Raw genomic sequence first — 25,380 nt, forward strand, 5'->3', positions numbered from 1 at the left:
CTCGCCGCTGGAGGTCCTGCGTCAGACGGAGTGATCGCAGCGGGGGGTGGAGGCCGACGGACGTCATTGCGCGGTAGGGGCCGGGCGCCATGCGGTGCCCGGTGTCGGCGGTTTGGCGGCGCGGCTCGAAGGACAATGCCCGACCCGGCGATCCGTGCCCGACGCAAAAAGGGCCGCCGGATCAACCGGCGGCCCTTCGTTCATGCGGGAGCGTCGAGGCTTACTGCTGGCCGACGGTGATCCGCGTCTCGTCTTCGAGCTCGGGATACTGATCGTCGTCGAACTCGCTCAGCGCGTCGATCTGGCTCTCAGTGACGTTCGGCGCGATCATGCCGCGGTCGGTCGCCATCAGCGAGGACAGCGGGATCGCCACTTCCTTCTCGCCGAGGCCGAGGAAGCCGCCCGAGCCGATGACGGCGAAGAGACGGTTGTCGACCTTCACGATCTCCTGAATGTCGCCGAGGACTTCGCCATTGGCGCCGATGATGTCGTAATCGGTGACTTCCTCGACGGTCATCTCACGCTCGCTCGAAGAGCCCGGATTGATCGCCATGGTTTCGTTGTCGGTCGCCGAGCGCTCGCCTGCCGTCTCCTCGGCGGTCACACGCTCCTGACGGTCCTGGCTGGCGGCGTTGCCCTGCTGCTGACGATCCGCGGCGGTGTCTTCCGAACCGTCCATCGGCGAACCATCGGCGTTCTGATAGATGATCTTCGGCTCGCCCTTCTCCTGGTTGACGGAGACCTTGGCGTCCTCGCTCTGATAGCGGATCTGCGGGCGCTGGTCGGACTGGCGGACCTGAACATTGGCGTTGGCCTGGTCGACCGTGACATTGGCCTGCTCGTCGCCATCGTCCGAGGTCTCGACCGCGGCATTGCCGGAATCATCGACGGAGACCCGCGGCTCGCCCTGGCTGACTGAGACTTCCGGCTGCGCCATCTCGACGTCGACATTCGGGTCGGGCATGCGGACGGTGATGGTCGGCTGCGGAATGTCGACGCTGATCGTCGGCGCCGGCTGGTTCACCGTAATGGTCGGCTGCGGCTGCGAGACCGAGACGTTGGGATCGGCCTGGTTGACCTGGACGTCGGGCTCGGGAACGTCGACCTTCACCGCGGGGGCATCCGGCTGGACAACAACGTCAGCGGTGGAATTTGCGTTCTCGCTGTTGTTGTCCTGAGCGAAAGCGGTTCCGGTCAGTGCCGAGCCTGCAAGAAGAGTGACGACGAAAATATTACGCATGTAATATTACCTTTCTATTCGATTGGTAACATAACGAAATCTCCGATTGAGATCCCGCTTGCTGGATGATGGCAAAACGGGGGCAGGACCAGTCTGTTCCGTTATTCGTTTTTCGGTTTTTGTAGCCGCGACGTGAAAATGGCGTCACTGACCCAGGGCGATCTGTCCGGGGAGGGCGCGGCCGGAGCGGCCGTCCCGTGCTCTAGGCGGCGCAGCGACGGGCCGGCCGACCCGAGCGACGAACCGGCGCCGGACAGGAGGCGGAGCGGGCCGGGCATGATTCCGAGGGGCAGGGTCGCCGATCCTCGGTCGTGTCCTAGCTGGAATGGCCGCGAAACCGAGGCGAAGGGAAAGGCGCGCCATGAGACAGACCGGTCTGACGATTGCCGTTGCCCTGACCTTGGCGCTCGGCGTGATGACCCTGCTGCCGCTTCTGGAAACCAATGCGTGGTGGGTGCGCTACCTCGATTTCGTTCGCCTGTATGTCGGGGGTGCGCTGCTCGTGCTGATCGCCCTCCTCGGCGCCACCAGGGCCTGGCGGTGGCGAACGGGGGCGGCAATCATGGCTATCTGCGGGGTGCTGGCGGCGCTGCATCTCGCCAAGCTGCATGTCTATATGCCGGTCGTGGCGCCCATGGCCGCCGCTTCCCCCACCTGTCCGTCGGGCTCGGGGCTTTCGGTGATGGTGGCGAACGTCAAGAAGGGCAACCGCGACTTCGCGGCCTTCCGCGACGTGGTCACCGACGCCGACCCGGACATCCTGCTGGTCCTGGAAACGGACCAATGGTGGGATACCCAGCTGGCCGCCCTGCAGGACCGCTACCGGACCAGCATCGAGAGCGTGCCGCAGGCCGTCGAATATTACGGCCTGCATCTGTTTTCCAAATATCCGCTGGCCGATCCGGCGGTGGAATTCTGGTTCGAGACCGGCACGCCGAGCGTGACCGCCGATGTCACGCTGCCGGCCGGCACGGTCCGTTTCATCGGCATTCATCCGCGGCCGCCGCAATCCTTCGAGCATTCCACCGCCCTGCGCGACGGCACGATGGCGCAGGCCGCCCTTGCGGCGGCCGATTCGACCATGCCGACGATCCTGGCCGGCGATTTCAACGCCGTGCCCTGGGAACGCACCTTCCGCCGCATGCTGCGGGTGGGCGGGCTGCTCGATCCGCGGGTCGGACGCGGCTATGTCGCGACCTATGATGCGGAAAGCCCGATCCTCGCCTGGCCGCTCGACCATATCCTGTTCCAGGACGCGATCGGCCTGCGCGGCTTCTCATCGCTGCCCAATGTCGATTCCGACCATTACCCGGTGATGGCCGAATTGTGCCTGGCGCCCGACATGGCGGCCCGGCAGGGCGCCCCCGCCGAAGAGGACGGCGATCGGGAGGAACTGCGCCGGGCGATCGAGGCCGCGCACGACCGCGCGGCGCAGATGTAGGCCGCCAGGCGGGACCGCAATCGCGGAGGGGCGCTGGCGCACGGGACCCGCCCGGTGAGGCACGACGAAAGGAGGCCACATGCTGGGCTTGCAGGATGCATCGATCTGGCTCGTGGGCGGCGCCTTTCTCGCGGCGGCCGTGGCCATCGGCTTTGCCGGGTTCCGGCTGTCCTATGTGGCCGACACCCTGGCCGACCGGACGGGCATGGGCGAGGTGGTGGCCGGCGCGCTGTTCGTCGGCGCGGCGACGTCGCTACCTGGGGCGATCACCTCGATCTCCACCGCCATGCAGGACGCGCCGGGCCTCGCCGTCGGCAACGCGCTGGGCGGCCTGACCGCCCAGACGGCCTTCATCGCCATCGCCGACCTGTTCTATCGCCGGGCCAATCTCGAACATGCCGCCGCCAGCGTGACCGGGCTGGCGCAGGGCGTGCTTCTGGTGGTGCTGCTGACCATCCCCCTGATCGCTTCGGCGGAGCCGCCGGTGACGATCTGGGGCGTGCATCCGGCCTCGGTGGTGATCCTGATCAGCTACGCCTTCGGCCTGAAGCTGCTTTCCGACATCAAGGACGACCCGATGTGGAAGCCGGTCCAGACATCGGAAACGCGGGAATCGCTGTCGGATCCGGAGGAGGGCGAGGATCGCGAATCCGGCCGCTCCCTGTGGGGCCGCTTCGCGCTCTATGCCGGGATCACCGCGGTGGCCGGCTACGTCATTGGCGAGGCGAGCCTTGCCCTCGTCGACATCACCGGCCTTTCGCAATCGGCGGTCGGCACGATTTTCTCGGCCGTCGCCAATTCGCTGCCGGAACTGGTCACGGCAATCGCCGCGGTGCGGATCGGCGCGGTGAGCCTGGCGGTGGGCGACGTGATCGGCGGCAATGCCTTCGAGGTGATGTTCCTCAGCGCCGCCGACTTCTTCTATGACGGCTCGATCTATGCGGCGATGGAGCCGCAGGACCGGACCACGGCGATCATCGCCATGCTGATGACCGGCGTGCTGCTGCTCGGCATGCTGCGGCGCGAGCGCACCGGCCCGGCGGGGATCGGCTTCGAGAGCGTGCTGGTGCTGCTGCTCTATGCCGGCTCGGTGGTGCTGATCTTCCTGTGATCGCCGGCCTGTGCCGCGCGCCGGGACCGTGCGCCGGAGGGCGGCGTCCGGCGGGGGCATTTCCTCGGCGGCGCTTAGCCGGCATAAAGCGGCCGAACGACACTGGGAGCCCCTGACATGATCGACGCCTTCATCTGCGACTATATCCGTACGCCCTTCGGCCGCTTCGGCGGTTCCCTGTCGGGGGTTCGCGCCGACGATCTGGGGGCGGTGCCGATGGCGGCGCTGATGGAGCGCAATCCGTCGGTCGACTGGGAGGCGGTGGACGACGTGTTCTATGGCTGCGCCAACCAGGCCGGCGAGGACAACCGCAACGTGGCGCGCATGTCGCTGCTTCTGGCCGGGCTGCCCACCAGCCTGCCGGGCGTGACGCTGAACCGGCTCTGCGGCTCGGGCATGGACGCGGTGATCACCGCGGCGCGGGCGATCCGCTCCGGCGAGATGGAGATCGCCATTGCCGGCGGCGTCGAATCCATGTCGCGCGCGCCCTTCGTCATGCCCAAGGCCGAGACGGCCTTCTCGCGCAATGCGGCGATCTACGACACGACCATCGGCTGGCGCTTCGTCAATCCGCTGATGAAGGCGCAATACGGCGTCGATTCGATGCCGGAGACCGGCGAGAACGTCGCCGCCGATTACGGCGTCACCCGCGAAGCCCAGGACGCCTTCGCCGTGCGCTCGCAGCACAAGGCCGCGGCGGCGCAGGCCTCGGGGCGGCTGGCCCGCGAGATCACGCCGGTGACGATCCCGCAGCGCAAGGGCGACCCGGTGGTGGTCGACACCGACGAGCATCCGCGCGGCGACACCACGGTGGAGAAGCTGGCCAGGCTGCCGACACCGTTCCGCAAGGAGGGCGGCACGGTGACCGCCGGCAACGCCTCGGGCGTCAATGACGGCGCCGCGGCGCTGATCATCGCCTCAGGCCCGGCGGCGCGCCGCTATGGGCTGAAGCCGATCGCGCGCATTCTCGGCGGGGCGACGGCCGGCGTCTCGCCGCGGGTCATGGGCATGGGGCCGGCGCCGGCCTCGCAGAAGCTCTGCGTGCGGCTGGGGCTCAACCCGACGGATTTCGACGTGATCGAACTGAACGAGGCCTTCGCGAGCCAGGGCATCGCGGTGCTGCGGGAACTGGGGATTTCCGAGGAGTCCGAGCATGTGAACCCGAATGGCGGCGCCATCGCCATCGGCCATCCGCTCGGCGCCTCGGGGGCGCGGATCACCGGCACGGCGGCGCTGGAGCTGTCGCTGACCGGCGCCCGCCGCGCCCTGGCGACCATGTGCATCGGCGTCGGCCAGGGCATCGCCATCGGCCTCGAGCGGGTCTGACCGTACGACAGCGGCGGCGGCGGATGCGCCGTCGCACTCCGCCCGCGGCGGCAATGTCCGGGGCCCATGGGGCGGGTCGTCGCGGATGGTGGCCGCATGTTGGCGGCCATTGCCGGGCTGTGCTCCCGGCGCAGCGTCATGGATCAAACCGGCCGGATCGACAAAGATTCGCCCGGTCCATGCGCAGGTTTTTTAACAGATTTCCGCGCAACTGGTCCTTGCGACGATGTTCTGGGCGCAATCATATCATAGTATTACTATGTCGTTGGTTGCAGATGCATGCAATTCTGCGTGGTAAGACTCCCCGATAACTCAGTCGTCCTTAGTATGGCCGCAGGGGAGTGCCCGATGCAGTACGTAACGAAAGCCGGAATCCGCAGCCTGTCGGTCGTGCTTGGCCTCGTGGCCTTCGGCCCCGCGGCCTCGGCGGATAGCTTGCGCATCGGCGGCACCGGCGTCGCGCTGGGCGGGATGAGCCTCCTGGCCGAGGCATTCGAAGCGGCGCATCCCGACACCGAGATCGACGTGTTGCCGAGCCTGGGCAGCAGCGGCGGCGTCAAGGCGCTCCTGGCCGGGGCCATCGACCTGTCGGTCAGCTCGCGGGCGCTCAAGGATGCCGAGACGGAACAGGGCGCCATCGCGCGGCTCTATGCGACGACCCCGCTGGCGGTCGTCACCTCGACCGGAACCGACGCTGAGGCGGTGACGACGCCGGACCTCGCGAAGATCTATGCCGGTACGCTGCGCGAATGGCCGTCGGGCGAGGCGATCCGGGTGGTGCTGCGGCCGGAATCGGAATCCGACACGCAGATCCTGCGCGGCCTGTCCGACGACATGGCCGCGGCGGTCGACGATGCGCTGAAACGGCCGGGCCTCGTCAGCGCCACCAACGACCAGGAAAATGCCGAGACGCTGGAGCGCCTGCCCGGCTCGGTGGGCGTCATCGCGCTCGGCCAGATCGCCACGGAAGGCCGCAAGCTGAAGGTGCTGGAACTCGACGGCATCCGGCCGACGCCGGGCGCCACCGACCCGCGCAGCCAGCGGCTGATCAAGAGCCTCTACATCGTCAGCACCGCGCAGACCGCGCCGGCCGCCGAGGCGTTTGTCGACTTCGTCTTCTCGCCGGAGGGCCGGGCCATCCTGGCGGCGAACGACCACACGCCCGCCGAGTAGCCGCCGATGATGTCGCAGCCCACCGAACGGGACGTGATCGCGCCGTCGATGCTGCGCTTCACGACCATCCTCGCGCTGGTCGTGTCGGTGCTCGTCGCCGTGGTGCCGCCGGCGCTGCATTTCTACTACGGCCTGCATTATGCCGAGGGGAGCCTCGCCGCCGAAGCCCGGCTGAATTCTCGGCTGGTGTCGCAGATCGTCGGGCGTAATCCGCAGATGTGGCAGTTCGAGACGCTGCGGATCGACGAGATCATCGCCTTCACCGACGCGACCATGACCAAGACCCTCCTGAATGCCGAGGGCGGGGAGGTGACCCGGATGGGCGCCGCGGCGCTGCCATGGCCGACGGTCACGACCGCCCACCCGGTCTATGATTCGGGGGCGGTGGCCGGCCGCATCCTGATCACCCAGAGCCTTGTCGCGCTGGCCAAGACCTCGGCCCTGCTGTTCCTCGTCTGCGCGGCCGGTGCGCTGGGGGTGTTCTTCGCCCTGCGCACGCTGCCGCTGCGGCTTCTCAGGCGGGCGGCGGACCGCGCCTCGTTCCTCGCCAGCCACGATCCGCTGACCCAGCTGCCGAACCGCTCGCTGTTCAACGAATGGCTGGTGCGATCGGTCGCCGATGTCGACCGGCAGGACGGCAGCATGGCGGTGCTGTGCCTCGACCTCGACCATTTCAAGGAGGTCAACGATCTCCTCGGCCATGCGGCCGGCGACGAATTGCTGCGCCAGGTTACCGAACGGATGACCGCGACCCTGCGGCGCAACGATGTCCTGGCGCGGCTGGGGGGCGACGAATTCGCGATCATCCAGAAGCATTTCGCGCAGCCGGCCGGCTCGGCGCGCCTCGCCGAACGCCTGATCGAGGAGCTGTCGAAGCCCTTCGACCTGTTGGGCAACGAGGTGATGATCGGCGTCAGCGTCGGCGTGGCGCTGCGCCGCGACCCGGAAGACCGCGACGGGCAGGATCTGCTGCGGCAGGCGGACATGGCGATGTACCGCGCCAAGAACGACGGGCGCGGCACGTTCCGCTATTTCGAAGAGGCGATGAACGACCGGCTGGTGGCCCGCAAGACGCTGGAGCTGGCGCTGCGCCACGCCATCGCGCGCAACGAATTGCAGCTGCACTACCAGCCGCAGATCGACTTGAAGACCAACAGCGTGAAGGGCGTCGAGGCGCTGATCCGCTGGTATCGGGGCGAGGACGGGATCGTCCAGCCGAACGACTTCATCCAGCTCGCCGAGGAGACCGGCCTGATCATCCCGATCGGCGAATGGGTCATCCGCGAAGCCTGCCGGCAGGCCGGTGACTGGCCGGAGCTGACCTTTGCGGTGAATGTCTCGCCGGTGCAGTTCCGCCATGGCAATCTCGTCGAGACCGTGCGCAGCGCGCTGGCGGAGGCGGGCGTCGAGCCGCATCGGCTGGAGATCGAGATCACCGAGAGCGTGCTCCTCACTCATACGGACGAGACCATCGAGACGCTGCGGGCGCTGCAGGCGATGGGGGTGCGGATCGCCATGGACGATTTCGGCACCGGCTATTCCAGCCTCAGCTATCTGCGCCGGTTCCCCTTCGACAAGATCAAGATCGACCGCTCGTTCACCTCCGACCTCGGCACCTGTTTCGATGCCGACAGCATCGTGGCGGCGGTGATCAATCTGGGCGCGGCGATGGGCATGGTCTCGAATGCGGAGGGCGTCGAAACCCTCGAGCAGGCGGAATTGCTGCGCGCCCAGGGCTGTAACGAGGTGCAGGGCTTCCTCTACAGCCGGCCGGTACCCTCGGCTTCGATCGCGCAATTGCTGGCGGACTGGAAGACCAAGGCGGCCGAACTGCAGTCTGCCGCCCCGGAGACCGTGGCCCAGCCCTTCGCGCGGTGCGCGCCCGAGCTGACGCAGGCGAGCTGACGCCGAACCAGGCGGTGCTTCCGACGACTGTCACCAACGCGGACGCTGCTGGCTGCACGCAACGCAGGCGGACGCGACGAGAACCGGCTGGCGGCGTTCAGATCATGGCTTTGGGAAAAGTGGTGCCCAGGGACGGAGTCGAACCGCCGACACTGCGATTTTCAGTCGCATGCTCTACCAACTGAGCTACCTGGGCGCCTGCCACCCGCGACGGCCTCGTGAGGCGTCCGGCGAAAGCTCGGGCCTTATAGAAAAGCTCCCGGCCCCTGTCCAGCGCTCTGTCATCGCAAATGCGAAAAAGTCTGGCGGGGCGTTGCGAACCGGCGTCCGGCCCTTGAGCGACAGGGCGCGGAGAGGGCGTTCGGTCCGAGGAGGACAGGGTTTCGTGACAGCGGGGCGACGGTCGCGCCGGTTTTGGCACGCGGCGTCGATGGGGAGAGGAGACGCTGCAGTGCAAAATCCGTCGGGAAGAGCCGAAATGACGGTTGACGCGCGCGGCGAAATCAAGGAAACAGCGCCCATCGCTGCCGTAGCTCAGGGGTAGAGCACTCCCTTGGTAAGGGAGAGGCCCGGGGTTCAAATCCCCGCGGCAGCACCATTTCTTCAAAATCACATCGTCTGGGCCAGGTCGCGGTAGAGCTTTGCCACGGCCTGTTCGACGTCGTCGGTCGTGTAGCCGCTGGCGACGCGGGCGCGGGCGGAGGCGCCCATGCGGGCGGCGAGCTCCGGCTCGCTTGCGAAGCGGGCGAGCGCGGCGGCAAAGCCCTGCGAATCGCCGGCCGGCAGAACGATGCCGTCCTCGCCGTCGCGCACGAAGTCGCCGCAGCCGGGCACCTTCGTGGTCAGGAGCGGGCGACCGCAGGCCGCGGCTTCCAGGAGCGTGCGCGGCAGGCCCTCGCCGCCGCGCGACGGCAGGCAGGCGACGTGATGGTCCGCCCAGACCGCGGCAACATCCTCGGTGCGGCCATGCCAGTCGATGAAGGGCTCGGCCGACCATTGCGCGAGCGTCTCGGCGGAAAAGGCGCGCGGATTGGACGGGTCGGGCGTGCCGTAGAGCGACAGGGTTACGTCGACGCCGCGGCCTCTGGCGAGGCGCACCGCCTCGACGATGGTGTCGATGCCCTTGGACCAGAGCATGCGCGCGACGACGGCGACCTTCAGGGGCGGGGCCGGAGGCAGCGGTGCCTGCGGATAGGCGGCGGGATCGATGCCGGCGCCGCCGACGACGAGGATGCGCGGCGAATCGGCGGGCAGGCGGAGGAAGCCGGCATCGCCGGTGTTCTCCAGAAGGAATCGCGTGCGCTTGCCGGTGAGGGCGACGCGGATGGTGGCGGCGATGGCGGCGCGGATCGCGCGGCCGGCCGTGTCGCTGCGGGCGCCGAGATAGCCGAGGCCGGTGACAGCGTAGATCCGGCGGGAGATGCCGGCGAGGCGGGCCGCGGCGCCGCCGACGAGAATCGAGCGCAGGGCGATGCAATGGACGATCGCCGGCTTCTCATGTTTCAGAATCCTGGTCATGCGCCACAGCGCCGAGGCAACGGCCTTGATGCCGACCTCGCGGCGTTCGGCCTCGAGCGGCACGATGCGGGCGCCGACCGCTTCGATGGGGCCGGCATGGTTGCGAACCCGGGTGACGACCACCGTCTCGAAGCCTGCATCGCGGGCGGCCCGCGCCATGGGCAGGAAATGCGAGACGAAGAACCAGTCCTCGGTGATGATGAACACCACCTTGGGGCGGGCCGGGGACTTTGTCGTGTCGGCGGGTCTTTCCACGAAACGGCCTTCTCGTGCTATCGCCGCTGTGCGGCAGGATGTGCGGGCCGGGGCCGCGGGTCTCGCCCTTAGATCAGAGCGTCGGTCCGGGCAAACACCGGTCGCAGGGGCAAGGGCTGCGCGCGCCATCGAAGGCAGCGAGGCTGGCGCCGGGACAGGGGGGTGCGCGATGGCTGTGCGACCGGGTCGTTACGGCTGGTCGCGGGGGGACGGACAAGCGGGAGACGACGGATGGATTCGCTGAAATTCGGAACGAGCGGGCTGCGCGGGCTGGTGAGCGACCTCATCGGCTGGCCGAGCTTCGGCTACACGCTGGCTTTCCTGCGCCATGTGCGGGACGGCGATCGGCCGGGCGCCGAGCAGATGGTGTTCTTCGGTCGCGATTTGCGGGCGAGCAGTCCGGAGATCCTCGAGGCCTGCATCGCGGCGGCCCATGCCGCCGGTTTCCGGGCGGTGGATTGCGGCGCGGTGCCGACCCCGGCGCTGGCGCTGGCGGCGATGCACCAGGGCTGCCCGGCGGTGATGATCACCGGCAGCCATATTCCAGACGACCGCAACGGGCTGAAATTCTACGGCCGTGGCGGCGAGATCACCAAGTCCGAGGAGACCGGCATCGCGGCCGAGTTCGCGGCCATTGCCGGTGCCGATCCGCGGCCCGGGCCGGAGGCCGGCGGTCAGGCGGCGGAACGCGATGCGCTGGCGGTGTTCGCCCGGCGCTATACCGACTTCTTCGCGCGCGATGCGCTGGCGGGGCTGACCATCGGCGTGTTCCAGCACAGCTCGGTCGCGCGCGACCTGCTGGCGGATCTCGTGGCGGCCCTCGGCGGCACGGCAGTGGCGCTCGGGCGCTCGGACGCCTTCGTGCCGGTGGATACGGAAGCGCACCGGCCGCAAGACGTGAAGCAGATCCGCGACTGGGCGGCAGAGGGCCGCTTCGATGCGATCGTCTCCACCGACGGCGATGGCGACCGGCCGCTAGTGGCGGACGCCAAGGGCGCGATCCTGCGCGGCGACGTGCTGGGGCTCCTGACCAGCCGGGCGCTGGGGCTCACGACGATCGTCACCCCGGTGACGTCGAGCTCGGCGGTGGAGACGTCCGGCATTGCGAACAAGGTGGTGCGCACGAAGGTCGGCTCGCCCTTCGTCATTGCCGGCATGGCCGAGGCGGCGCAGGCCGGCGCCGAGGGCATTGTCGGCTTCGAGGCGAATGGCGGCCTGCTGCTCGGCTCGGCGGTGACCCGCGACGGGCGCAGCCTGCCGGCGCTGCCGACCCGCGACAGCGTGCTGCCGATCCTCGCCACGCTGGCCATGGCCAGGCGGCGCGGCATGGACCTGGCGGCGCTGGTGGCCGAGCTCGATGCCGGCCATGCGGCGGCGCACCGGCTGCAGGATGTGCCGCAGGCGGCGAGCGGCAAATTCCTGACGGGGCTGGCCGAGGATTCGGAGTTTCGCGCCGGCTTCTTTGCGCCGGCGGGCACGGTCGCGTCGGTCGATGCGCTGGACGGCGTGCGGGTGATCCTCGACGCCGGGCCGGTGGTGCATTTCCGCGCCTCGGGCAACGCGCCGGAGCTGCGCTGCTACGTGGAGGCGGGATCGGAGGCGAAGGCGGCGGAGCTGCTGGCCTGGGGGCTGGCGGCGGCGGAGGCCGAGGTGCGGGGCTGACGGCGCCTGGCCGCATCGCGGCGCGACGGCCTGCGCCATCGGGACGGCGCTGAACCGGTGTGCCTGGCGTCCCGCCGGACGGGGTGACCGGAGCTGCCGGTGACCCGTTCAGGTGCCCAAGGGGCCTCGAGGGGCCGCCCGGCGGTCAGCCGCGGGCGTAGATGTCCTCGATGCGCACGATGTCGTCCTCGCCGGTATAGCTGCCGACCTGCACCTCGATGAGCTTCAGGTCGATCTTGCCGGGATTGTGCAGGCGGTGGACGCAGCCGATCGGCAGATAGGCGGCCTCGTTCTCGTGATAGAGGCGGACCTCGTCGTCGATGGTCACCTCGGCGGTGCCGTGGACGACGACCCAGTGCTCGGCGCGGTGGTGGTGGCGCTGCAGGCTGAGGCGGCCGCCCGGTTTGACGCAGATGTGCTTAACCTGGAAACGGTCGCCGATGTCGATGCGCTGGTACCAGCCCCAGGGGCGGTGGATGCGCAGATGCTCGCTGGCCTCGCTGCGGCCGGCCTTGCGCAGCTTGGCGACCATGCGCTTGACGTCGGGCGCGGCATCCTTGGCGGCGACCAGCACGGCGTCGTCGGTGGTGACGACCACGACATTGTCGAGGCCGAGGACGGTGGTCAGCACATCGTCGCTGCGCACGAAGCTGTTGGTCGTGTCGATGGCCGCGACATTGCCCTCGAAGACGTTGCCGTCGGCATCCTTGTCCTTGATCGCATGGAGCGAATCCCACGAGCCGATGTCGGACCAGCCGAAATCGGCCGCCAGCACGCCGCCGAGGCGGGTGGTTTCCATGACGGCGTAGTCGATGGACAGGGACGGCGAGCGGTTGAAGGCGTCGGCGTCGAGGCGGATGAAGTCGAGATCGGTGACCGCGGCGTCGAGGGCGCCTTCGGCCGCGACCAGGACGTCGGGCGCATGGGCACGCAGCTCGTCGAGCATGACGTTGGAGCGGAAGGCGAAATTGCCGCTGTTCCAGACGAAGCCGTCGGCGAGATAGGTCTCGGCCGTGGCGCGGTCGGGCTTTTCGACGAATTTGTCGAGGACATGGGCGCCGTGGCCGAGGGTCTCGGTGCCCGGGCGGATGTAGCCATAGGCGGTGGAGGGATGGTCCGGGGTGATGCCCAGGGTCATGATGCGGCCGCCGGCGGCGAGCTGCGCGGCGGTGGCGACGGCGGCGATGAAGCCGGGCTCGTCGCGGATGACATGGTCGGAGGCCAGCACCAGGCAGGTGGTGCCGGGGGCGCGGCGCTCGGCCATCAGCGCGCCGATCGCCACGGCCGGGGCGCTGTCGCGGCGCTCGGGCTCCAGCACGATGTCGGCGGTGATGCCGACGGCGGCGAGCTGTTCGGCGCAGATGAAGCGGAAATCGTTGTTGGTGACGACGATCGGCCGGCCAAAACCGTCGCCGGCGACCCGGCGGACCGTCGCCTGGAAGGGCGAGACGCCATCCTCAAGGAGCGCGATGAACTGCTTGGGCATCGTGTCGCGGGAGATCGGCCAGAGCCGGGTTCCGGCGCCGCCGGCCATGATGATCGGCAGGACCTGATCGCGCTGTTCCATGGCTTTCCTCGTCGTATCTGAACGTCCGGCATCGCACGGATGCATGACGGCTGCATGTGCCGGTGATCTGTCGGAACACTGCCCTTAGCTACCATGGCAGAGCAAGCGAGGGGGCGAAAGCGGCGCGGGATGGTTGATGCCGTGCTTCGTACGCGGCGGGAGAGCGCCAGCGGCGCGGCGTTTTGACAGGCGTACCTCAAGCGGCTTCTATGCGCCCCTGACGGGCTCCGGGACGGGGCCGGCGGCGCGGGGAGGCGCCGGGAACGGGGAGGCTTTCGATGAAGACGATGCAGGGGCCGGGGATTTTCCTGGCGCAGTTTCTCGGCGATTCGGCGCCGTTCGACGATCTGAAGTCCATCGCCGGCTGGGCGGCGGGGCATGGCTACAGGGGCGTGCAGCTGCCGACCTGGGACACACGGCTGATCGATCTGGAGAAGGCGGCCGGCTCGAAGGATTATTGCGACGAGATCGCCGGCATCTGCCGCGAGGCCGGCGTCGAGATCACCGACCTCTCGACCCATCTGCAGGGCCAGCTCGTCGCCGTGCATCCGGCCTTCGACGAGGCCTTCGACGGTTTCGCGGTGCCGGAGGTGCGGGGCGATCCGAAGGCGCGGCAGGCCTGGGCGGTGGAGCAGATGAAGCTGGCGGCGAAGGCCTCGGCGCATTTCGGCTTCCAGAGCCACGTGACCTTTCCGGGCGCGCTGGCCTGGCCGTTCCTCTATCCCTGGCCGCAGCGGCCGGCGGGGCTGGTCGACACGGCCTTCGAGGAACTGGCGAAACGCTGGGTGCCGATCCTCGACGCCTTCGACGCGGCGGGCTGCGACGTCGGCTACGAGATCCATCCGGGCGAGGACGTCTTCGATGGCGCGACCTTCGAGATGTTCCTTCAGGCCTGCGGCGACCATCCGCGCTGCCAGATCAATTACGACCCGTCGCATTTCCTCTTGCAGCAGCTCGATTACCTTGAGTTCATCGACATCTATCACGAGCGGATCTGCGCCTTCCACGTGAAGGACGCCGAGTTCAATCCGACCGGCCGGCAGGGCGTCTATTCGGGCTACCAGCCCTGGACGAAACGGGCCGGGCGGTTCCGCTCGCTGGGCGACGGGCAGGTGGATTTCGCCGGGATCTTCTCCAAGCTCGCCGAATACGACTATGATTCCTGGGCGGTGCTGGAATGGGAGTGCTGCCTGAAGAGCCCCGAGCAGGGGGCGGCCGAGGGGGCGCCGTTCATCGCCAGCCACATCATCGAGGTGACCGACAAGGCCTTCGACGATTTCGCGGCGGGCGGGACGGACGCGGCGGCGAACCGGCGCATGCTGGGCATCGAGGGCTGAGGGGAGAACGCATCATGACGAGCGAGGAACAGGACACAGAGCGACCACGCCGCATACGGCTGGGTATGGTCGGCGGCGGGCAGGGCGCCTTCATCGGCGGCGTGCACCGGATCGCGGCGCGCATCGACGACCGGTTCGAGCTGGTCGCCGGGGCGCTGTCCTCGACGCCGGAAAAGGCGCTGGCATCGGCGGCCGAGATCGGCCTCGATCCCGAACGCAGCTACGGCTCCTATGTGGAGATGGCGGCGACCGAGGCGGAACGCGAGGACGGCATCGAGGCGGTGGCGATCGTCACGCCGAACCACATGCATTTTCCGGTCGCCAAGACGTTTCTGGAGGTCGGCATCCACGTCATCTGCGACAAGCCGATGACGACGACGCTCGCCGAGGCGCAGGAGCTGGCGGAGATCGCCGCGGCCTCGGGCAAGATCTTCGTCCTGACCCACAATTACACCGGCTATCCGATGATCCGGCAGGCCCGGGCGATGGTGGCGGCGGGGGATCTGGGAAAGATCCGGATGGTGCATGCCGAATACATCCAGGACTGGCTGGCCGACCGGGCCGAGGATACCGGCTCCAAGCAGGCGGGCTGGCGCGTCGATCCGGCGAAGGCCGGGGCCGGCGGCTCGATCGGCGACATCGGCACGCACGCCCACAACCTTGCCTGCTTCGTCACCGGGCTGAAGGTGGAGCGCCTGTCGGCGGATCTGTCATCCTTCGTGGAAGGGCGCGAGCTCGACGACAATGCAAACATGCTCTTGCGCTTTGCCGGCGGGGCGAAGGGCATGTTGTGGGCGAGCCAGGTGGCGGTCGGCAACGAGAACGGGCTGTCGCTGCGGGTCTATGGCGACAAGGGCGGGCTGGAATGGCGCCAGGAGGAGCCGAACCGGCTGTGGTTCACGCCGCTGGGCGAGCCGAAGCGGCTCCTGACCCGCGGCGGGGCCGGGGCGAACGCGGCGGCGGCGGCCGTCTCGCGCATCCCGGCCGGCCATCCGGAAGGCTATCTGGAAGGGTTCGCGACGATCTATGCCGAGGCGGCGGAGCTGATCCATGCATCGGACGCCGGCGAGGCGCCGCCGGACGGGCTGGCGCTGCCGACCCTGGCGGACGGAATCGACGGCCTCGCCTTCATCGAGGCCTGCGTGGCGTCGTCGCAGAATGACGGGGCGTGGACGGCGCTCTGACGCGCGGCCCGCCCTGCGCCGGCCGGTACGGCCCTGGCCGGGACGACCGGCTGGCGGGACCGATGGGAACTGACGACATGGACGAGGCGTGATGTCGCGACCGACGATCCGGGACGTCGCCCGTGCGGCGGGGGTGAGTCTGGCCACGGTGGACCGGGTTCTGAACCGGCGGGCCGGCGTGCGGGCGAAGACCGTCGCCAAGGTCGAGGAGGCGATGCAGCGCCTCGACTTCACCCGCGACATCACCGCCGCGAATCTGTCGAAGAAGCGCCGCTACCGGCTGAGCTTCCTTTTGCCGGACGGCGACAACAGCTTCATGCGCGGGCTGGCGGCGGCGGTGCAGGCGACCTCGCGGCACTCGTCGCTGGAGCGCGCCGAGGTGACCGTCACCATGGTGCCGGCCTTTGACGGGCCGGCGCTGGTGCGGGCCCTCGACGCCATCGACCGCACGGCGACGGACGGCGTGGCGGTGGTGGCGACCGATGCGGCAGAGGTGCGCGACGCGATCGGCCGGCTGACCGGCGAGGGTGTGCGGGTGGTGACGCTGGTCAGCGACCTGCCCGGTTCCAGCCGCGACCGCTTCGTGGGGATCGACAATGTCGTGGCGGGCCGCACGGCCGCCGGTTTGCTCGGCCGCTTCTGCGGCGGCGCGCCGGGACGGATCGCCGTGGTCGCCGGGTCGATGCTGCTGCGCGACCATGTCGAGCGGCGGCAGGGATTCGAGACGGTGATGCGGGAACACTATCCGCATCTGACCGTGCTGCCGTCGCTGGAAGGGCTGGACGATGCCGAGCGGGTGGCGTCGCTTCTGGGCGAGATGCTGGCGCAAGACGGCGAGATCGCCGGGCTCTACAGCCTCGGCGCGGGCAATCGCGGGGTGGTGACGGCGCTGGAACGGGCCGGGCTTGCCGGCCGGGTGCGCGTGGTGGCGCACGAGGTCAGCCCGCATGCGCGCGCGGCGCTGCACGACGGCATCTTCGATGCGGTGATCAACCAGGATGCCGGGCACGAGGCGCGCAGCGCCGTGCGCATCCTGAAGGCGCTGATCGACGACCGGCCGGTGCTGGAAGCGCAGGAGCAGATCCGCATCGACATCTTCATGCGGGACAATCTGCCGTAGCGCGGCGAACCGGTGCAGCCCCGGTCATGGGACCGAAGGCGATCGGGTCGCGACGACGCGTTCTGCACAATTTTCAGGCAGCGACGGATTGACGTCTGGTAAGCTTAGGATAGCGTGTGTCGTCTTCCCCGGGGGTGGGCAATCTCGGAAGGGAAGATACGAGGCGGCTCGGTGCGCTCCCAACGTGCCGGGCCGCCGCTGCCGGTCAGGGACCGGTTGGGCAGTCGGACACATGGCGGGCCGGCCGGATGGCGGGCCGGGGCCGACACGCGGTCGGCAACCGGCCTGATCGTATCACAAGGGACAGGCTGCCCCCCGTGTGCCTGTTCAGCCTTCGAGCTTCGAACGGGCGCTGTCTTCCAGGTGATAGATGCGGACGCGGGCGATCTCGCGCTCGACGGAGCGGAAGCGGGCGTCGACGAAGGCGTTGTACATGCGGCGCATCGTGCTCGGGCGGGTGGTGGCCATGATCTCTCTCCAATGTTGTCCGGGGCGGCGCCAGCGTGTCCGGCGCGTCGTTCCGATGAGCGAGATATAGGAGGTCTTGCTGCGCTGCGGTATCGGGATGCTTGCAGGTGAGCCATGCGGTGAGCGCATGGGCGAGCGGGGCGTCGTTAAGCCTTCGTCAAGGAAGACCGGCCCGCTTGCGTGCCGCGGCTGGGAGCCCTGCACTTATGCACGCCCGGGTGGCAAAGGAGTTGTGTTAGGCGGGCAAATATCGTTCTGGTTGCTAAGTCAGCGCGCTGCATATAATCATTCCCGCTGGGGAGAGGTATATGCGTCAAGCGTTGTTGTATCGTCTAGGTTTTCTCGGTCCATGGCAAGCGTATCTCAGGATCATGCTTCGTCGCAGGCCCGGCGACGAGAACTGGCAGAAGCGATATCTCTACCCCTTCGACTATATCGAAGCGCGGTGGGCCGACAATCGCTGGGAAACGCGGCCCTATAACAAGACCGACCGCGAAATCGAAGACGAACTCGTCGATACGCAGACCTGGTAACTGTCGCCGGTTGCAGGCATCGGGCGTCCGAGACCGTGTCCGGATGCCCCTGGGCCGTCCAGACGATCCCTCTCTCCGGCAGAAGCGAAGCTGCGGTTCCCTGTCCTCTCCACGGGAGGGGAGGCGAGAGGTTGCACCGGCCGAGCGCGTGGCCGCACCGACATTCGAATCGGGCTCGGGCCATCGCAGCCGCTGTCTGCCGCGGGGCGCTTGGCATTGTCGTGCCGTGAAAGGCGTCAGGTGGAGAAACAGCCTGTGGGCGCAGAGACGCTGCGGCTGCGTCGCGCATCCGAACATGACGTTCGATTCCAGTGACGGGGCAGGCGTTTTTTCCGGGAAGGTTCGGATGGTGGGCGTGACAGGGATTGAACCTGTGACCCCTTCGATGTCAACGAAGTGCTCTCCCGCTGAGCTACACGCCCATCCGACGAGGCGGCTTTGACCACAGACCAAAGCGGTCGTCAATAGGGTCTTGCGGCCATTTTCGCGAAGAATTCGATGGCCGGTCCGACGGTCGCCGGAGCCGGTGCGCGGCAGGCGGATCGGCACCGGGAATGCCGTGATCCGGCAGGCAGCTTGCGCCAGGCGCTAGAGCCGCGCCGGACCGAGGAGCCGCGGCGGGCGGTGATCCCGCGCGGCAGCGGATCGGCGCCGGGAATGCCGCCATCTGATGGGCGGCTTGCGCTAGCGTTAGAGCCGCGCCGGACGGAAAAGCCGCGGCGGGCGGTGATCCCGCGGGGCAGGGGATCGGCGCGCTGGCGCCCGGCCTGCCTCTGCGCAGGACCGGGGTTGGCGAGCGACGCGATTCCGTGTCGCTCAGGCGCCCGTGAGGGTTCAGCCGGTCAGGCGGCGTCCTCGAGCATGCGGGCGACCTCGTCGACCAGCTCACGCAGATGGAAGGGCTTCGACAGGATCTTGGCGTCCTTGGGAGCCTTGGAATCGGGATTGAGCGCGACGGCGGCAAAGCCGGTAATGAACATCACCTTGAGGTCGGGATCGAGCTCGGTGGCGCGGCGCGCCAGCTCGATGCCGTCCATCTCCGGCATGACGATGTCGGTCAGGAGCAGCGAGAAGGGCTCCTCGCGCAGGCGCTCATAGGCGCTGCCGCCATTGTCGTAGCTGACCACTTCGTAGCCGGCCCGCTCCAGCGCCTTGGCGAGGAAACGGCGCATATCGTTGTCGTCTTCGGCGAGTAGAATCTTTGACATTCACGTTATCCGGATACGCCGGGCGCAACGATGCCGGCGGCTGTTCATTGAGGTCGCAATTCCATAGCAGAATGCCGGAACTTTTTCTAAAAGGAATCAGGATCCGGCGGTGGACGGCGGATTTTTCGGTGCGCCATCCAACCGGAAGGGGACAGTTTGGCGAACATACCCATGATCACGACGGCCGGCGGGGCAGTTCCCGCCTTCGAAGTCGTCGAACCGGCCGAGCCGACCATCCCCTTCGTCTTCTGCTCTCCCCACAGCGGTCGCGACTATCCCGCCGATTTTCTGGCGGCGACGCGGCTGCCGGGCGATTCGATCCGCCGGTCGGAGGATCTGTTCGTCGACCAGCTGTTCGAATGCGTGCCCAGACTCGGCGCGCCGCTGATCCGGGCGCGGTTCCCGCGGGCGTTTCTCGACGTCAATCGCGAGCCCTACGAGCTCGACCCGCAGATGTTCTGCGAGCCGCTGCCCGACTACGTCAATGTCGGCTCGGTGCGGGTGACGGGCGGGCTCGGCACGATCCCGCGGATCGTCGCTGAAAACGAGGAGATCTACCGCAAGCGGTTGTCGCTCGCCGAGGCGATCGGCCGGATCGAGACGATCTACAAGCCGTTCCACGCGGCTGTCGAAGAGCGGCTGCGGCGCACGAAGGAGCGATTCGGCATGGCGATCCTGGTGGATTGCCACTCGATGCCGTCGAGCGTGCGGGCGCTACCGGGCGGCCGGCGGCCGGACATGGTGCTGGGCGACCGCTACGGCACCAGCGCCGGCGCCCGGCTCGTGGCCATCGCCACCGGCCGGTTGACGCGGCTGGGCTACGACGTGGCGCGCAACAAGCCCTATGCCGGCGGCTACATCACCGAGCGCTACGGTCGGCCGGCGATCGGCCAGCACGCGATCCAGATCGAGATCAATCGCGGGCTCTATGCCGACGAGCGCATCTATCGCCCGCATGCCGGCTTCGAGGTGCTGGCGGAGCGGCTGGCGGCCTTCGTCGCGGGCTTCGCGGAGGATGTGGACGCCGATTACGGGCTGCCGGCGGCGGCGGAATAGGCCTGCCGGTCATCCGGTCTTCAACGCGAAAAAAAACCGCACTGCGGGAGGGCAGCGCGGTCTGAGTCTAGGGAGGAAACGCCCGTAAGGGCCGCGGTACATCAGCACCGCAAGATCAAGATATGCTGCACTGCGACAGGACGCAAGCGGAATCTGCATGGAAATCGTGCAGAAAAGCTTGGCGCCACATATTGAGGCATATGCGGCGGCCGCCGATGGCCGGAGGCGCAGGGGAAACGCCGCGTGGCGCGCATTCACCGGTCGCCCGGCCCTTGGCGATCCGCTAGGATCGGAATCCTCGTGATCTCAGTGGGTTCTTCGCGCGCATGATTCTTCCCGACGTCTCCTTCCTGTTCGAACTCGCCGATGCGGCGGATGCCGAGACGCTGCCGCGGTTTCGCGCCGGCACGGCCGTGGACAACAAGCGCGCGGCGGATTTCGACCCGGTGACGGAAGCCGACCGGGCGGCCGAACGGGCGATCCTTTCGGCGATCGCGGCGCGCTATCCGGACCATGCGGTGCTCGGCGAGGAATTCGGCGCCAGCGGCACCAGCGACCGGCTGTGGGTGATCGATCCGATCGACGGCACCCGCGCCTTCATCTCCGGCGTGCCGGTGTGGGGCACGCTGATCGGCTATTGCGAATCGGGCCGGGCGCGGGTCGGCATCATGTCGCAGCCCTTCACGGGCGAGCGCTTCGTCGCCGATGGCGAGGCGTCGTGGGGCCTGCATCGCGGAACGCGCACGCGGCTCGCCGTGCGCGACGTGCGCCGGCTGGAGGAGGCGACCCTGTTCACCACCTCGCCGCGGCTGTTCGAGCCGAAGGGGACGCCGCCCTTCGAGGCGCTGGAGGCCAAGGCGCGGCTGACGCGCTTCGGCACCGATTGCTACGCCTTCTGCATGCTGGCGGCGGGGCAGGTGGATCTGGTGGTGGAGACCGGGCTGAAGCCCTACGACATCGTCGCGCTGGTGCCGATCATCGAGCAGGCCGGCGGCATCATCACACGGCTCGACGGCGGGCGGCCGGAATCGGGCGGCGACATCGTCGCGGCGGGAACGCCGGAACTGCACGCGGCGGCGCTGGCGATGCTCAACCGCTGACGGCTGGGCCATCCCGACGCGAGCCGGGATCTGCGCCGTAAGGCATCGTGGTCCGGCTCAGTCGAGGGGCAGGGCGCCGGCGGTGAAGGATTCGAACGCCTCCATGAAGGGGGCGCGGAAGCGGTCGGCCTCCTGCAGCAATTCGTGCCGGGCGAAGGGAATGGTCAGGCTGGAGCCCGAGCGCATGCGCCAGGCCAGCCGCTCGGCGGCGCGGCTGTCGACGACGGCATCCTGGCCGGCGGTAACGATGAGGGTGGGCACGCCCAGCCGGGCGATATTGTCGGAATCCTCCAGCCGGCGCATGGCGCCGGTGACCGCCGCCAGCCACGACACGGTCGGCTTGCCGAGGAACAGCCACGGCGCCGCCTCGGCGAGCGCGGCGTTGCGGGCCAGGCGCTTGGGATCGCTGCTGAGGGCGGGGCTGGCGGCGCGGATGCGCCGGCCGGGCAGCAGCGACGGGGCGACCGGCAGCCGGCCGAGGCCGAGCCAGCGACCGAGCCGGGCGAGACGATGCAGGCCCCTTGTGCCGATGGCGCGGTTCGCCGGGAAGGCGACCAGCGGCGCGCTGAGCACCATGCGCTCGATGCTGTTGACGAGGCGCGGTGCGGCGGTGAGCGCGACGAGGCCGCCCATGGAATGGGCGAGGATGACGAAGGGGCCGCGGCAGTCGGGCAGGGCGACGTCCTGGATGAAGGCTTCCAGGTCGTTCACATAGGCGCCGAAGCGGCGGACATAGCCGCGGCGGCGATCGCGCAGCATGCGTTCCGAGCCGCCCTGGCCGCGCCAGTCGAAGGTGGCGACCATGTAGCCGCGGCGATTGAGCTCGCCGATGGTCTCGAAATATTTCTCGATATTCTCGTTGCGGCCCTGCAGCAGGATGACGGTGCCGCGGGTGCGCTCCAGCGCCGAAGGCGAGACCGCATAGCGCAGGCGCTTGCCGTCGGGGGCGCGGAAAGTCGAGGCGGTGATGCCGGCGGGCGCCGGATTGGCCTCGGTGACGACGAGTTCGTCCGGATTGAAGGCTTCGTTCATGTCGTATCCGCTTCGCCCGGGACCGGCCGTTCTGCTGGCAATCCGGCGGCCATGGCCGTTGCGCGCTTTTAGTGGCCGGGGCCGGGCGGGTCAAAGCCTTCCGCGCCGGCGGCCAGCCGGAGTGGCGGCGGCGTCAGACCCGGAAGGCCGGGGTGTGAAGCTGGCGGCGAGGCAGCGGGACAGGGGTGGGAAGGGGATCGACCGGAAGCCCTTTGACAGGCTTCCGGCCGGAGCGGCCACAGCGGAAGGGACGGGACGCTGCGACCGTTTGGCGGGCCGCCCGATGTCTCGTGGGCGGCTGAAATCTGACGCCACATTGCACCAGGGCAGATGAACGGTCGCGGAAGGCGGCATTCATCTGCGGTTCAGGCAGGCCCGCCGGAAAACCATGCACGATCAGAGCGTTGGGCAGCCTGTCGGGATGGCACGCCTGCGACGCGCGCGGGAGGGCGGGCTCAAGAAAAATCTGCAAGGCCGGCTTGCGGGCGCTCTTGAACGGCAAAAATCGCGCCATTATTTTTGTCATGCGGTCGCCGAGACGGGGCCGCACGCCGGGCTGCATCGCCAATTCGGGATGCGTGCCGGGCGACTTCACGCAAACCTCGTTGCTTCTGAATGGAGAACATCATGCGTCATGTCGATTTTGCCCCCCTCTATCGTTCCACCGTCGGTTTCGACCGGCTGTTCTCGCTGCTCGACAGCCAGACGCTCTCCGACAACGGCCAGACCTATCCGCCCTACAACATCGAGCGCACCGGCGAGAACGCCTATCGCGTGACGCTCGCCGTCGCCGGCTTCGGTGACGAGGAACTGTCGATCGAGGCACGCGAGAACGTGCTGACGGTCAAGGGCGAGAAGGCCGAGAGCCAGGAGAGCGAGACGTTCGAGACGCTCTATCGCGGCATTGCCGGCCGCGCCTTCGAGCGCCGCTTCCAGCTGGCCGAATATGTCGAGGTGAAGGGCGCCGCCCTGAAGAACGGCCTCCTGCATATCGACCTCGTGCGGGTGATCCCGGAGGCGATGAAGCCGCGCCGGATCGCCATCAACACGGCCGACAATGTCAACGAGAAGCAGATCGAGGCGAACGCCGCCTGATCAGCGTACACTCGGAACGGGAAGAGAGCGGCGCCGGAAACGGCGCCGTTTTTGTTTGTGGAGTATATAGGCATATCGCGATTGCTAATCGCGGCGGTCGATATCCCCACTATCCATCTCGATACGCCTTAACTCCTCTCGAGTCTGTGCCAGACGTAGTTCGAGTTCGGCTTTATGAAGTTGCGCCTTCGTAAGGATGGCTTGGTTGTCTTCCATGGTCGCGGTAACCGCGCTAAAAGTAGAGTTGGATCCTTCTTCGCGCAATAAATCCGCTACGCACTGGTGTAGATCCATGTCCGAGCCATGGGGGCTGAACGAAACAATCTCACGTGCAGCATCAATTTTGGGCGCCACTGTAATCAGAGTGCAGCTAACTAAGCGTGCGTCGTATCGGCTTTGTTGGATTCTGTTTTCAGCACCATAGGAATCGTTCTGAGCACGTCCGGTAAGGGCGGTTTGCGTGTTCACTGTACCATCTATCCGGATCGCTGCGATTGGAGTTTCGTGCCAGTCGGTCTGCAAAACAACCTCGGCATCATTCACTGCGCGCATACCTAGTTCCCGCATAGCGCGACCGGTAGCCAGAGCAATCGACATCCAAATCAAAGCGCTCGATGTCGTCGCCAGTTCAAAGCGATCAAACTGGAGCATGTTTTGAAGGGAAGATGGTAACAGAAAGAATAGTGGGACAATTGTCCCTGCCAATACGAATACTACCCCGGTCCAAATTCGGATTCGGGCTTCGCCCGAAACGGGGTTTTTGGCGGCCTTCGATTCATTTTCAATCAATAGGTCAACGAAGAAGCTGCTTTGATCAACGAATCCGTCCCGCGAATCATCTGTCCCATGTGTTCTGACCCGGGCCTGCTTTAGCCTTATCGCGAGTTCAGATTTTAGGACCGAGAGGAATTGCGCGGGTGTGGCGTTAGTAGTGAGATTTCGTAGCATCTCAGTTGACTTGCTTGCGTCTGGTTTCTTTCGTGGTGCAAGCGCCCGTGCAAACCGTAGATCCATCAGGACGCTTATGATGCCGATGCCCAGCAGAGCCAAGACCAGAAGCAAGCTCGGTATGCCAAACGCGCGACCAAAATTCGCTGCGAGTTGTTCCGCCGTCGCTAACACAACCTCAATGCGACCACTGAGAAACAGAACCAGCCCCACCAGAACAACGAATGCCATCACCGCCCATAGCAAGCCTTTAAGCAGAGGCTGGATAGCCCGCTGCATTGGAAGGCGTAAGCTGTGCTGTAACGCAACAAATGCCCTTGGCGTGTGCCGACCATGACGGCCGAGCATGGCTCGATCTTCCTGTGTTAAACGGGCGTTTTGGAAATCCTCGGACATGAGGAGTTCGTTGACTTTACCGATTGGGGGGAGAGCACCCGGTACATCTGCTTCGACGTCGTCACGAGGGCCTAATGCCCATGCACCTCGCATCAGATAGGCGCTGGTGAGTTTGGCTATGCGCAACCAAACGAAGACAAACAACAATGGTGCAAGAACGGCAGCCGCCATCGACATCGCGATGGCAACGTTGGCAGCAAGAGCGCTGACCTCAAAGCGACCGACCATATCGTTAACTGCTAGCGTTGCGAGATATTGACCGATAACCTCGACGGCTTCCTTTAGGCCTCGATTTAAGATCACCGAATAGAGATCGAAACCAGACTGAAGAGCTAGGCGACCAAATGCGATCGCTGAAAATGCGAGAGATAGAGCTAGGCCGATGCCAAGGCTAAGTTCAGCGATTTGGACTGGTCGTGGGCGAGGTGTGGCGGATAAGGTCATTGGAAGCTTTTCGTTTGCTGGAGAAGCGTTGAAAAGCTATCTTATCGCCAGACAATCTATCGTTTTTGTAAAGCGACCAAAGCCCGTTGCGCTTAGTCTCAGCTGTCCCGCGAAACGCTTTAGCGACACCAACGTATGATTGGATATTACGGCGAGAAACTCTCTGAGCACGCGAGCTCCGCTCGCTTCGTTCAGACGCTTTGCACAAAAAAACGCGACGGCCGGGGCCGTCGCGCGCTCGCTCGTTTCTGCCCGGCCGCG

21 protein-coding genes and 3 tRNA genes are annotated in these 25,380 nt (G+C 67.2%); 14 read left to right on the forward strand and 10 right to left on the reverse strand.

Annotation, left to right across the window (positions count from 1 at the left end; genetic code table 11):
* Positions 1-220: 220 nt before the first annotated feature.
* Positions 221-1,240 (reverse strand): PRC-barrel domain-containing protein, encoded by a 1,020-nt coding sequence (locus J3367_RS02115; RefSeq protein WP_035694423.1) that lies wholly within the window; start codon positions 1,238-1,240, stop codon positions 221-223.
* Between the two features lie 361 nt (positions 1,241-1,601).
* On the opposite strand from J3367_RS02115, the gene J3367_RS02120 reads away from it, so the two are divergent.
* From J3367_RS02120 to J3367_RS02140, 5 genes are all read left to right on the forward strand, one after another.
* Positions 1,602-2,681 (forward strand): endonuclease/exonuclease/phosphatase family protein, encoded by a 1,080-nt coding sequence (locus J3367_RS02120; protein ID WP_024348948.1) that lies wholly within the window; start codon positions 1,602-1,604, stop codon positions 2,679-2,681.
* A 79-nt stretch (positions 2,682-2,760) separates the two neighbouring features.
* On the forward strand, positions 2,761-3,792 hold the full coding sequence (locus J3367_RS02125) for a sodium:calcium antiporter (RefSeq protein WP_024348947.1): 1,032 nt from the start codon (positions 2,761-2,763) through the stop codon (positions 3,790-3,792).
* A 117-nt stretch (positions 3,793-3,909) separates the two neighbouring features.
* The gene (gene pcaF / locus J3367_RS02130) at positions 3,910-5,118 is read left to right on the forward strand and encodes a 3-oxoadipyl-CoA thiolase (RefSeq protein ID WP_024348946.1); all 1,209 of its coding nucleotides are present in this window, start codon (positions 3,910-3,912) and stop codon (positions 5,116-5,118) included.
* A 348-nt stretch (positions 5,119-5,466) separates the two neighbouring features.
* Positions 5,467-6,291: a substrate-binding domain-containing protein gene (locus J3367_RS02135; RefSeq protein WP_024348945.1), complete on the forward strand. Its 825-nt coding sequence runs from the start codon at positions 5,467-5,469 to the stop codon at positions 6,289-6,291.
* A 6-nt stretch (positions 6,292-6,297) separates the two neighbouring features.
* Complete coding sequence (locus J3367_RS02140; RefSeq protein WP_024348944.1) at positions 6,298-8,196, forward strand: putative bifunctional diguanylate cyclase/phosphodiesterase; 1,899 nt, start codon at positions 6,298-6,300, stop codon at positions 8,194-8,196.
* 120 nt (positions 8,197-8,316) lie between these two features.
* Here J3367_RS02140 and J3367_RS02145 read toward each other — a convergent pair.
* Positions 8,317-8,392, reverse strand: a tRNA-Phe gene (locus tag J3367_RS02145).
* 327 nt (positions 8,393-8,719) lie between these two features.
* On the opposite strand from J3367_RS02145, the gene J3367_RS02150 reads away from it, so the two are divergent.
* Positions 8,720-8,794 (forward strand) — tRNA-Thr (locus tag J3367_RS02150).
* An 11-nt stretch (positions 8,795-8,805) separates the two neighbouring features.
* Here the strand turns inward: J3367_RS02150 and J3367_RS02155 are convergent.
* Positions 8,806-9,969 carry a glycosyltransferase family 4 protein gene (locus J3367_RS02155; protein ID WP_024348943.1) on the reverse strand — a complete coding sequence of 388 codons (1,164 nt, stop codon included), beginning with the start codon at positions 9,967-9,969 and terminating at the stop codon, positions 8,806-8,808.
* 231 nt (positions 9,970-10,200) lie between these two features.
* On the opposite strand from J3367_RS02155, the gene J3367_RS02160 reads away from it, so the two are divergent.
* Positions 10,201-11,631: a phosphomannomutase gene (locus J3367_RS02160; protein WP_024348942.1), complete on the forward strand. Its 1,431-nt coding sequence runs from the start codon at positions 10,201-10,203 to the stop codon at positions 11,629-11,631.
* A 145-nt stretch (positions 11,632-11,776) separates the two neighbouring features.
* Here J3367_RS02160 and J3367_RS02165 read toward each other — a convergent pair whose 3' ends face one another.
* Complete coding sequence (locus J3367_RS02165) at positions 11,777-13,198, reverse strand: mannose-1-phosphate guanylyltransferase/mannose-6-phosphate isomerase (RefSeq protein ID WP_024348941.1); 1,422 nt, start codon at positions 13,196-13,198, stop codon at positions 11,777-11,779.
* Between the two features lie 278 nt (positions 13,199-13,476).
* On the opposite strand from J3367_RS02165, the gene J3367_RS02170 reads away from it, so the two are divergent.
* The 3 genes from J3367_RS02170 to J3367_RS02180 all read left to right on the forward strand — a co-directional run bounded on the left by J3367_RS02170 (position 13,477) and on the right by J3367_RS02180 (position 16,839).
* Positions 13,477-14,535, forward strand: coding sequence for a sugar phosphate isomerase/epimerase family protein (locus J3367_RS02170; RefSeq protein WP_024348940.1), 1,059 nt, complete (start codon positions 13,477-13,479; stop codon positions 14,533-14,535).
* A gap of 14 nt (positions 14,536-14,549) precedes the next feature.
* Complete coding sequence (locus tag J3367_RS02175; protein ID WP_024348939.1) at positions 14,550-15,719, forward strand: Gfo/Idh/MocA family protein; 1,170 nt, start codon at positions 14,550-14,552, stop codon at positions 15,717-15,719.
* A gap of 91 nt (positions 15,720-15,810) precedes the next feature.
* Positions 15,811-16,839 (forward strand): LacI family DNA-binding transcriptional regulator, encoded by a 1,029-nt coding sequence (locus tag J3367_RS02180; protein ID WP_024348938.1) that lies wholly within the window; start codon positions 15,811-15,813, stop codon positions 16,837-16,839.
* A 327-nt stretch (positions 16,840-17,166) separates the two neighbouring features.
* Here the strand turns inward: J3367_RS02180 and J3367_RS02185 are convergent, their stop codons facing one another.
* Entirely contained in the window at positions 17,167-17,307 is a 141-nt protein-coding gene (locus J3367_RS02185) for a hypothetical protein (protein ID WP_154653357.1), read from the reverse strand.
* Positions 17,308-17,678: 371 nt separating this feature from the next.
* Between J3367_RS02185 and J3367_RS02190 the strand changes: the two genes are divergently transcribed.
* Positions 17,679-17,840: a hypothetical protein gene (locus J3367_RS02190; RefSeq protein WP_155898358.1), complete on the forward strand. Its 162-nt coding sequence runs from the start codon at positions 17,679-17,681 to the stop codon at positions 17,838-17,840.
* Positions 17,841-18,187: 347 nt separating this feature from the next.
* Here the strand turns inward: J3367_RS02190 and J3367_RS02195 are convergent.
* Together J3367_RS02195 and cpdR are read right to left on the reverse strand one after the other, a co-directional pair.
* Positions 18,188-18,262 (reverse strand) — tRNA-Val (locus J3367_RS02195).
* Positions 18,263-18,682: 420 nt separating this feature from the next.
* Positions 18,683-19,048, reverse strand: a complete 366-nt coding sequence (gene cpdR, locus J3367_RS02200) for a cell cycle two-component system response regulator CpdR (RefSeq protein ID WP_009208652.1) — start codon at positions 19,046-19,048, stop codon at positions 18,683-18,685.
* Between the two features lie 171 nt (positions 19,049-19,219).
* On the opposite strand from cpdR, the gene J3367_RS02205 reads away from it, so the two are divergent.
* Together J3367_RS02205 and hisN are read left to right on the forward strand one after the other, a co-directional pair.
* Positions 19,220-20,104 carry an N-formylglutamate amidohydrolase gene (locus J3367_RS02205; protein ID WP_029702597.1) on the forward strand — a complete coding sequence of 295 codons (885 nt, stop codon included), beginning with the start codon at positions 19,220-19,222 and terminating at the stop codon, positions 20,102-20,104.
* 329 nt (positions 20,105-20,433) lie between these two features.
* The gene (gene hisN / locus J3367_RS02210) at positions 20,434-21,204 is read left to right on the forward strand and encodes a histidinol-phosphatase (RefSeq protein WP_024348936.1); all 771 of its coding nucleotides are present in this window, start codon (positions 20,434-20,436) and stop codon (positions 21,202-21,204) included.
* A 57-nt stretch (positions 21,205-21,261) separates the two neighbouring features.
* Here hisN and J3367_RS02215 read toward each other — a convergent pair whose 3' ends face one another.
* Positions 21,262-22,236, reverse strand: a complete 975-nt coding sequence (locus tag J3367_RS02215) for an alpha/beta fold hydrolase (protein ID WP_024348935.1) — start codon at positions 22,234-22,236, stop codon at positions 21,262-21,264.
* A 133-nt stretch (positions 22,237-22,369) separates the two neighbouring features.
* On the reverse strand, positions 22,370-22,831 hold the full coding sequence (locus J3367_RS02220) for a hypothetical protein (protein ID WP_421460110.1): 462 nt from the start codon (positions 22,829-22,831) through the stop codon (positions 22,370-22,372).
* Between the two features lie 32 nt (positions 22,832-22,863).
* Here J3367_RS02220 and J3367_RS02225 point away from each other — a divergent pair, with 32 nt between their 5' ends.
* Entirely contained in the window at positions 22,864-23,331 is a 468-nt protein-coding gene (locus J3367_RS02225; RefSeq protein ID WP_024348934.1) for an Hsp20 family protein, read from the forward strand.
* An 84-nt stretch (positions 23,332-23,415) separates the two neighbouring features.
* On the opposite strand, the gene J3367_RS02230 is transcribed toward J3367_RS02225, so the two are convergent.
* Complete coding sequence (locus tag J3367_RS02230; protein WP_421460112.1) at positions 23,416-25,119, reverse strand: hypothetical protein; 1,704 nt, start codon at positions 25,117-25,119, stop codon at positions 23,416-23,418.
* Positions 25,120-25,380: the final 261 nt, after the last annotated feature.

This window comes from Aurantimonas sp. NFXS3 (genome assembly GCF_049132005.1).
Lineage (GTDB): Bacteria > Pseudomonadota > Alphaproteobacteria > Rhizobiales > Rhizobiaceae > Aurantimonas > Aurantimonas coralicida.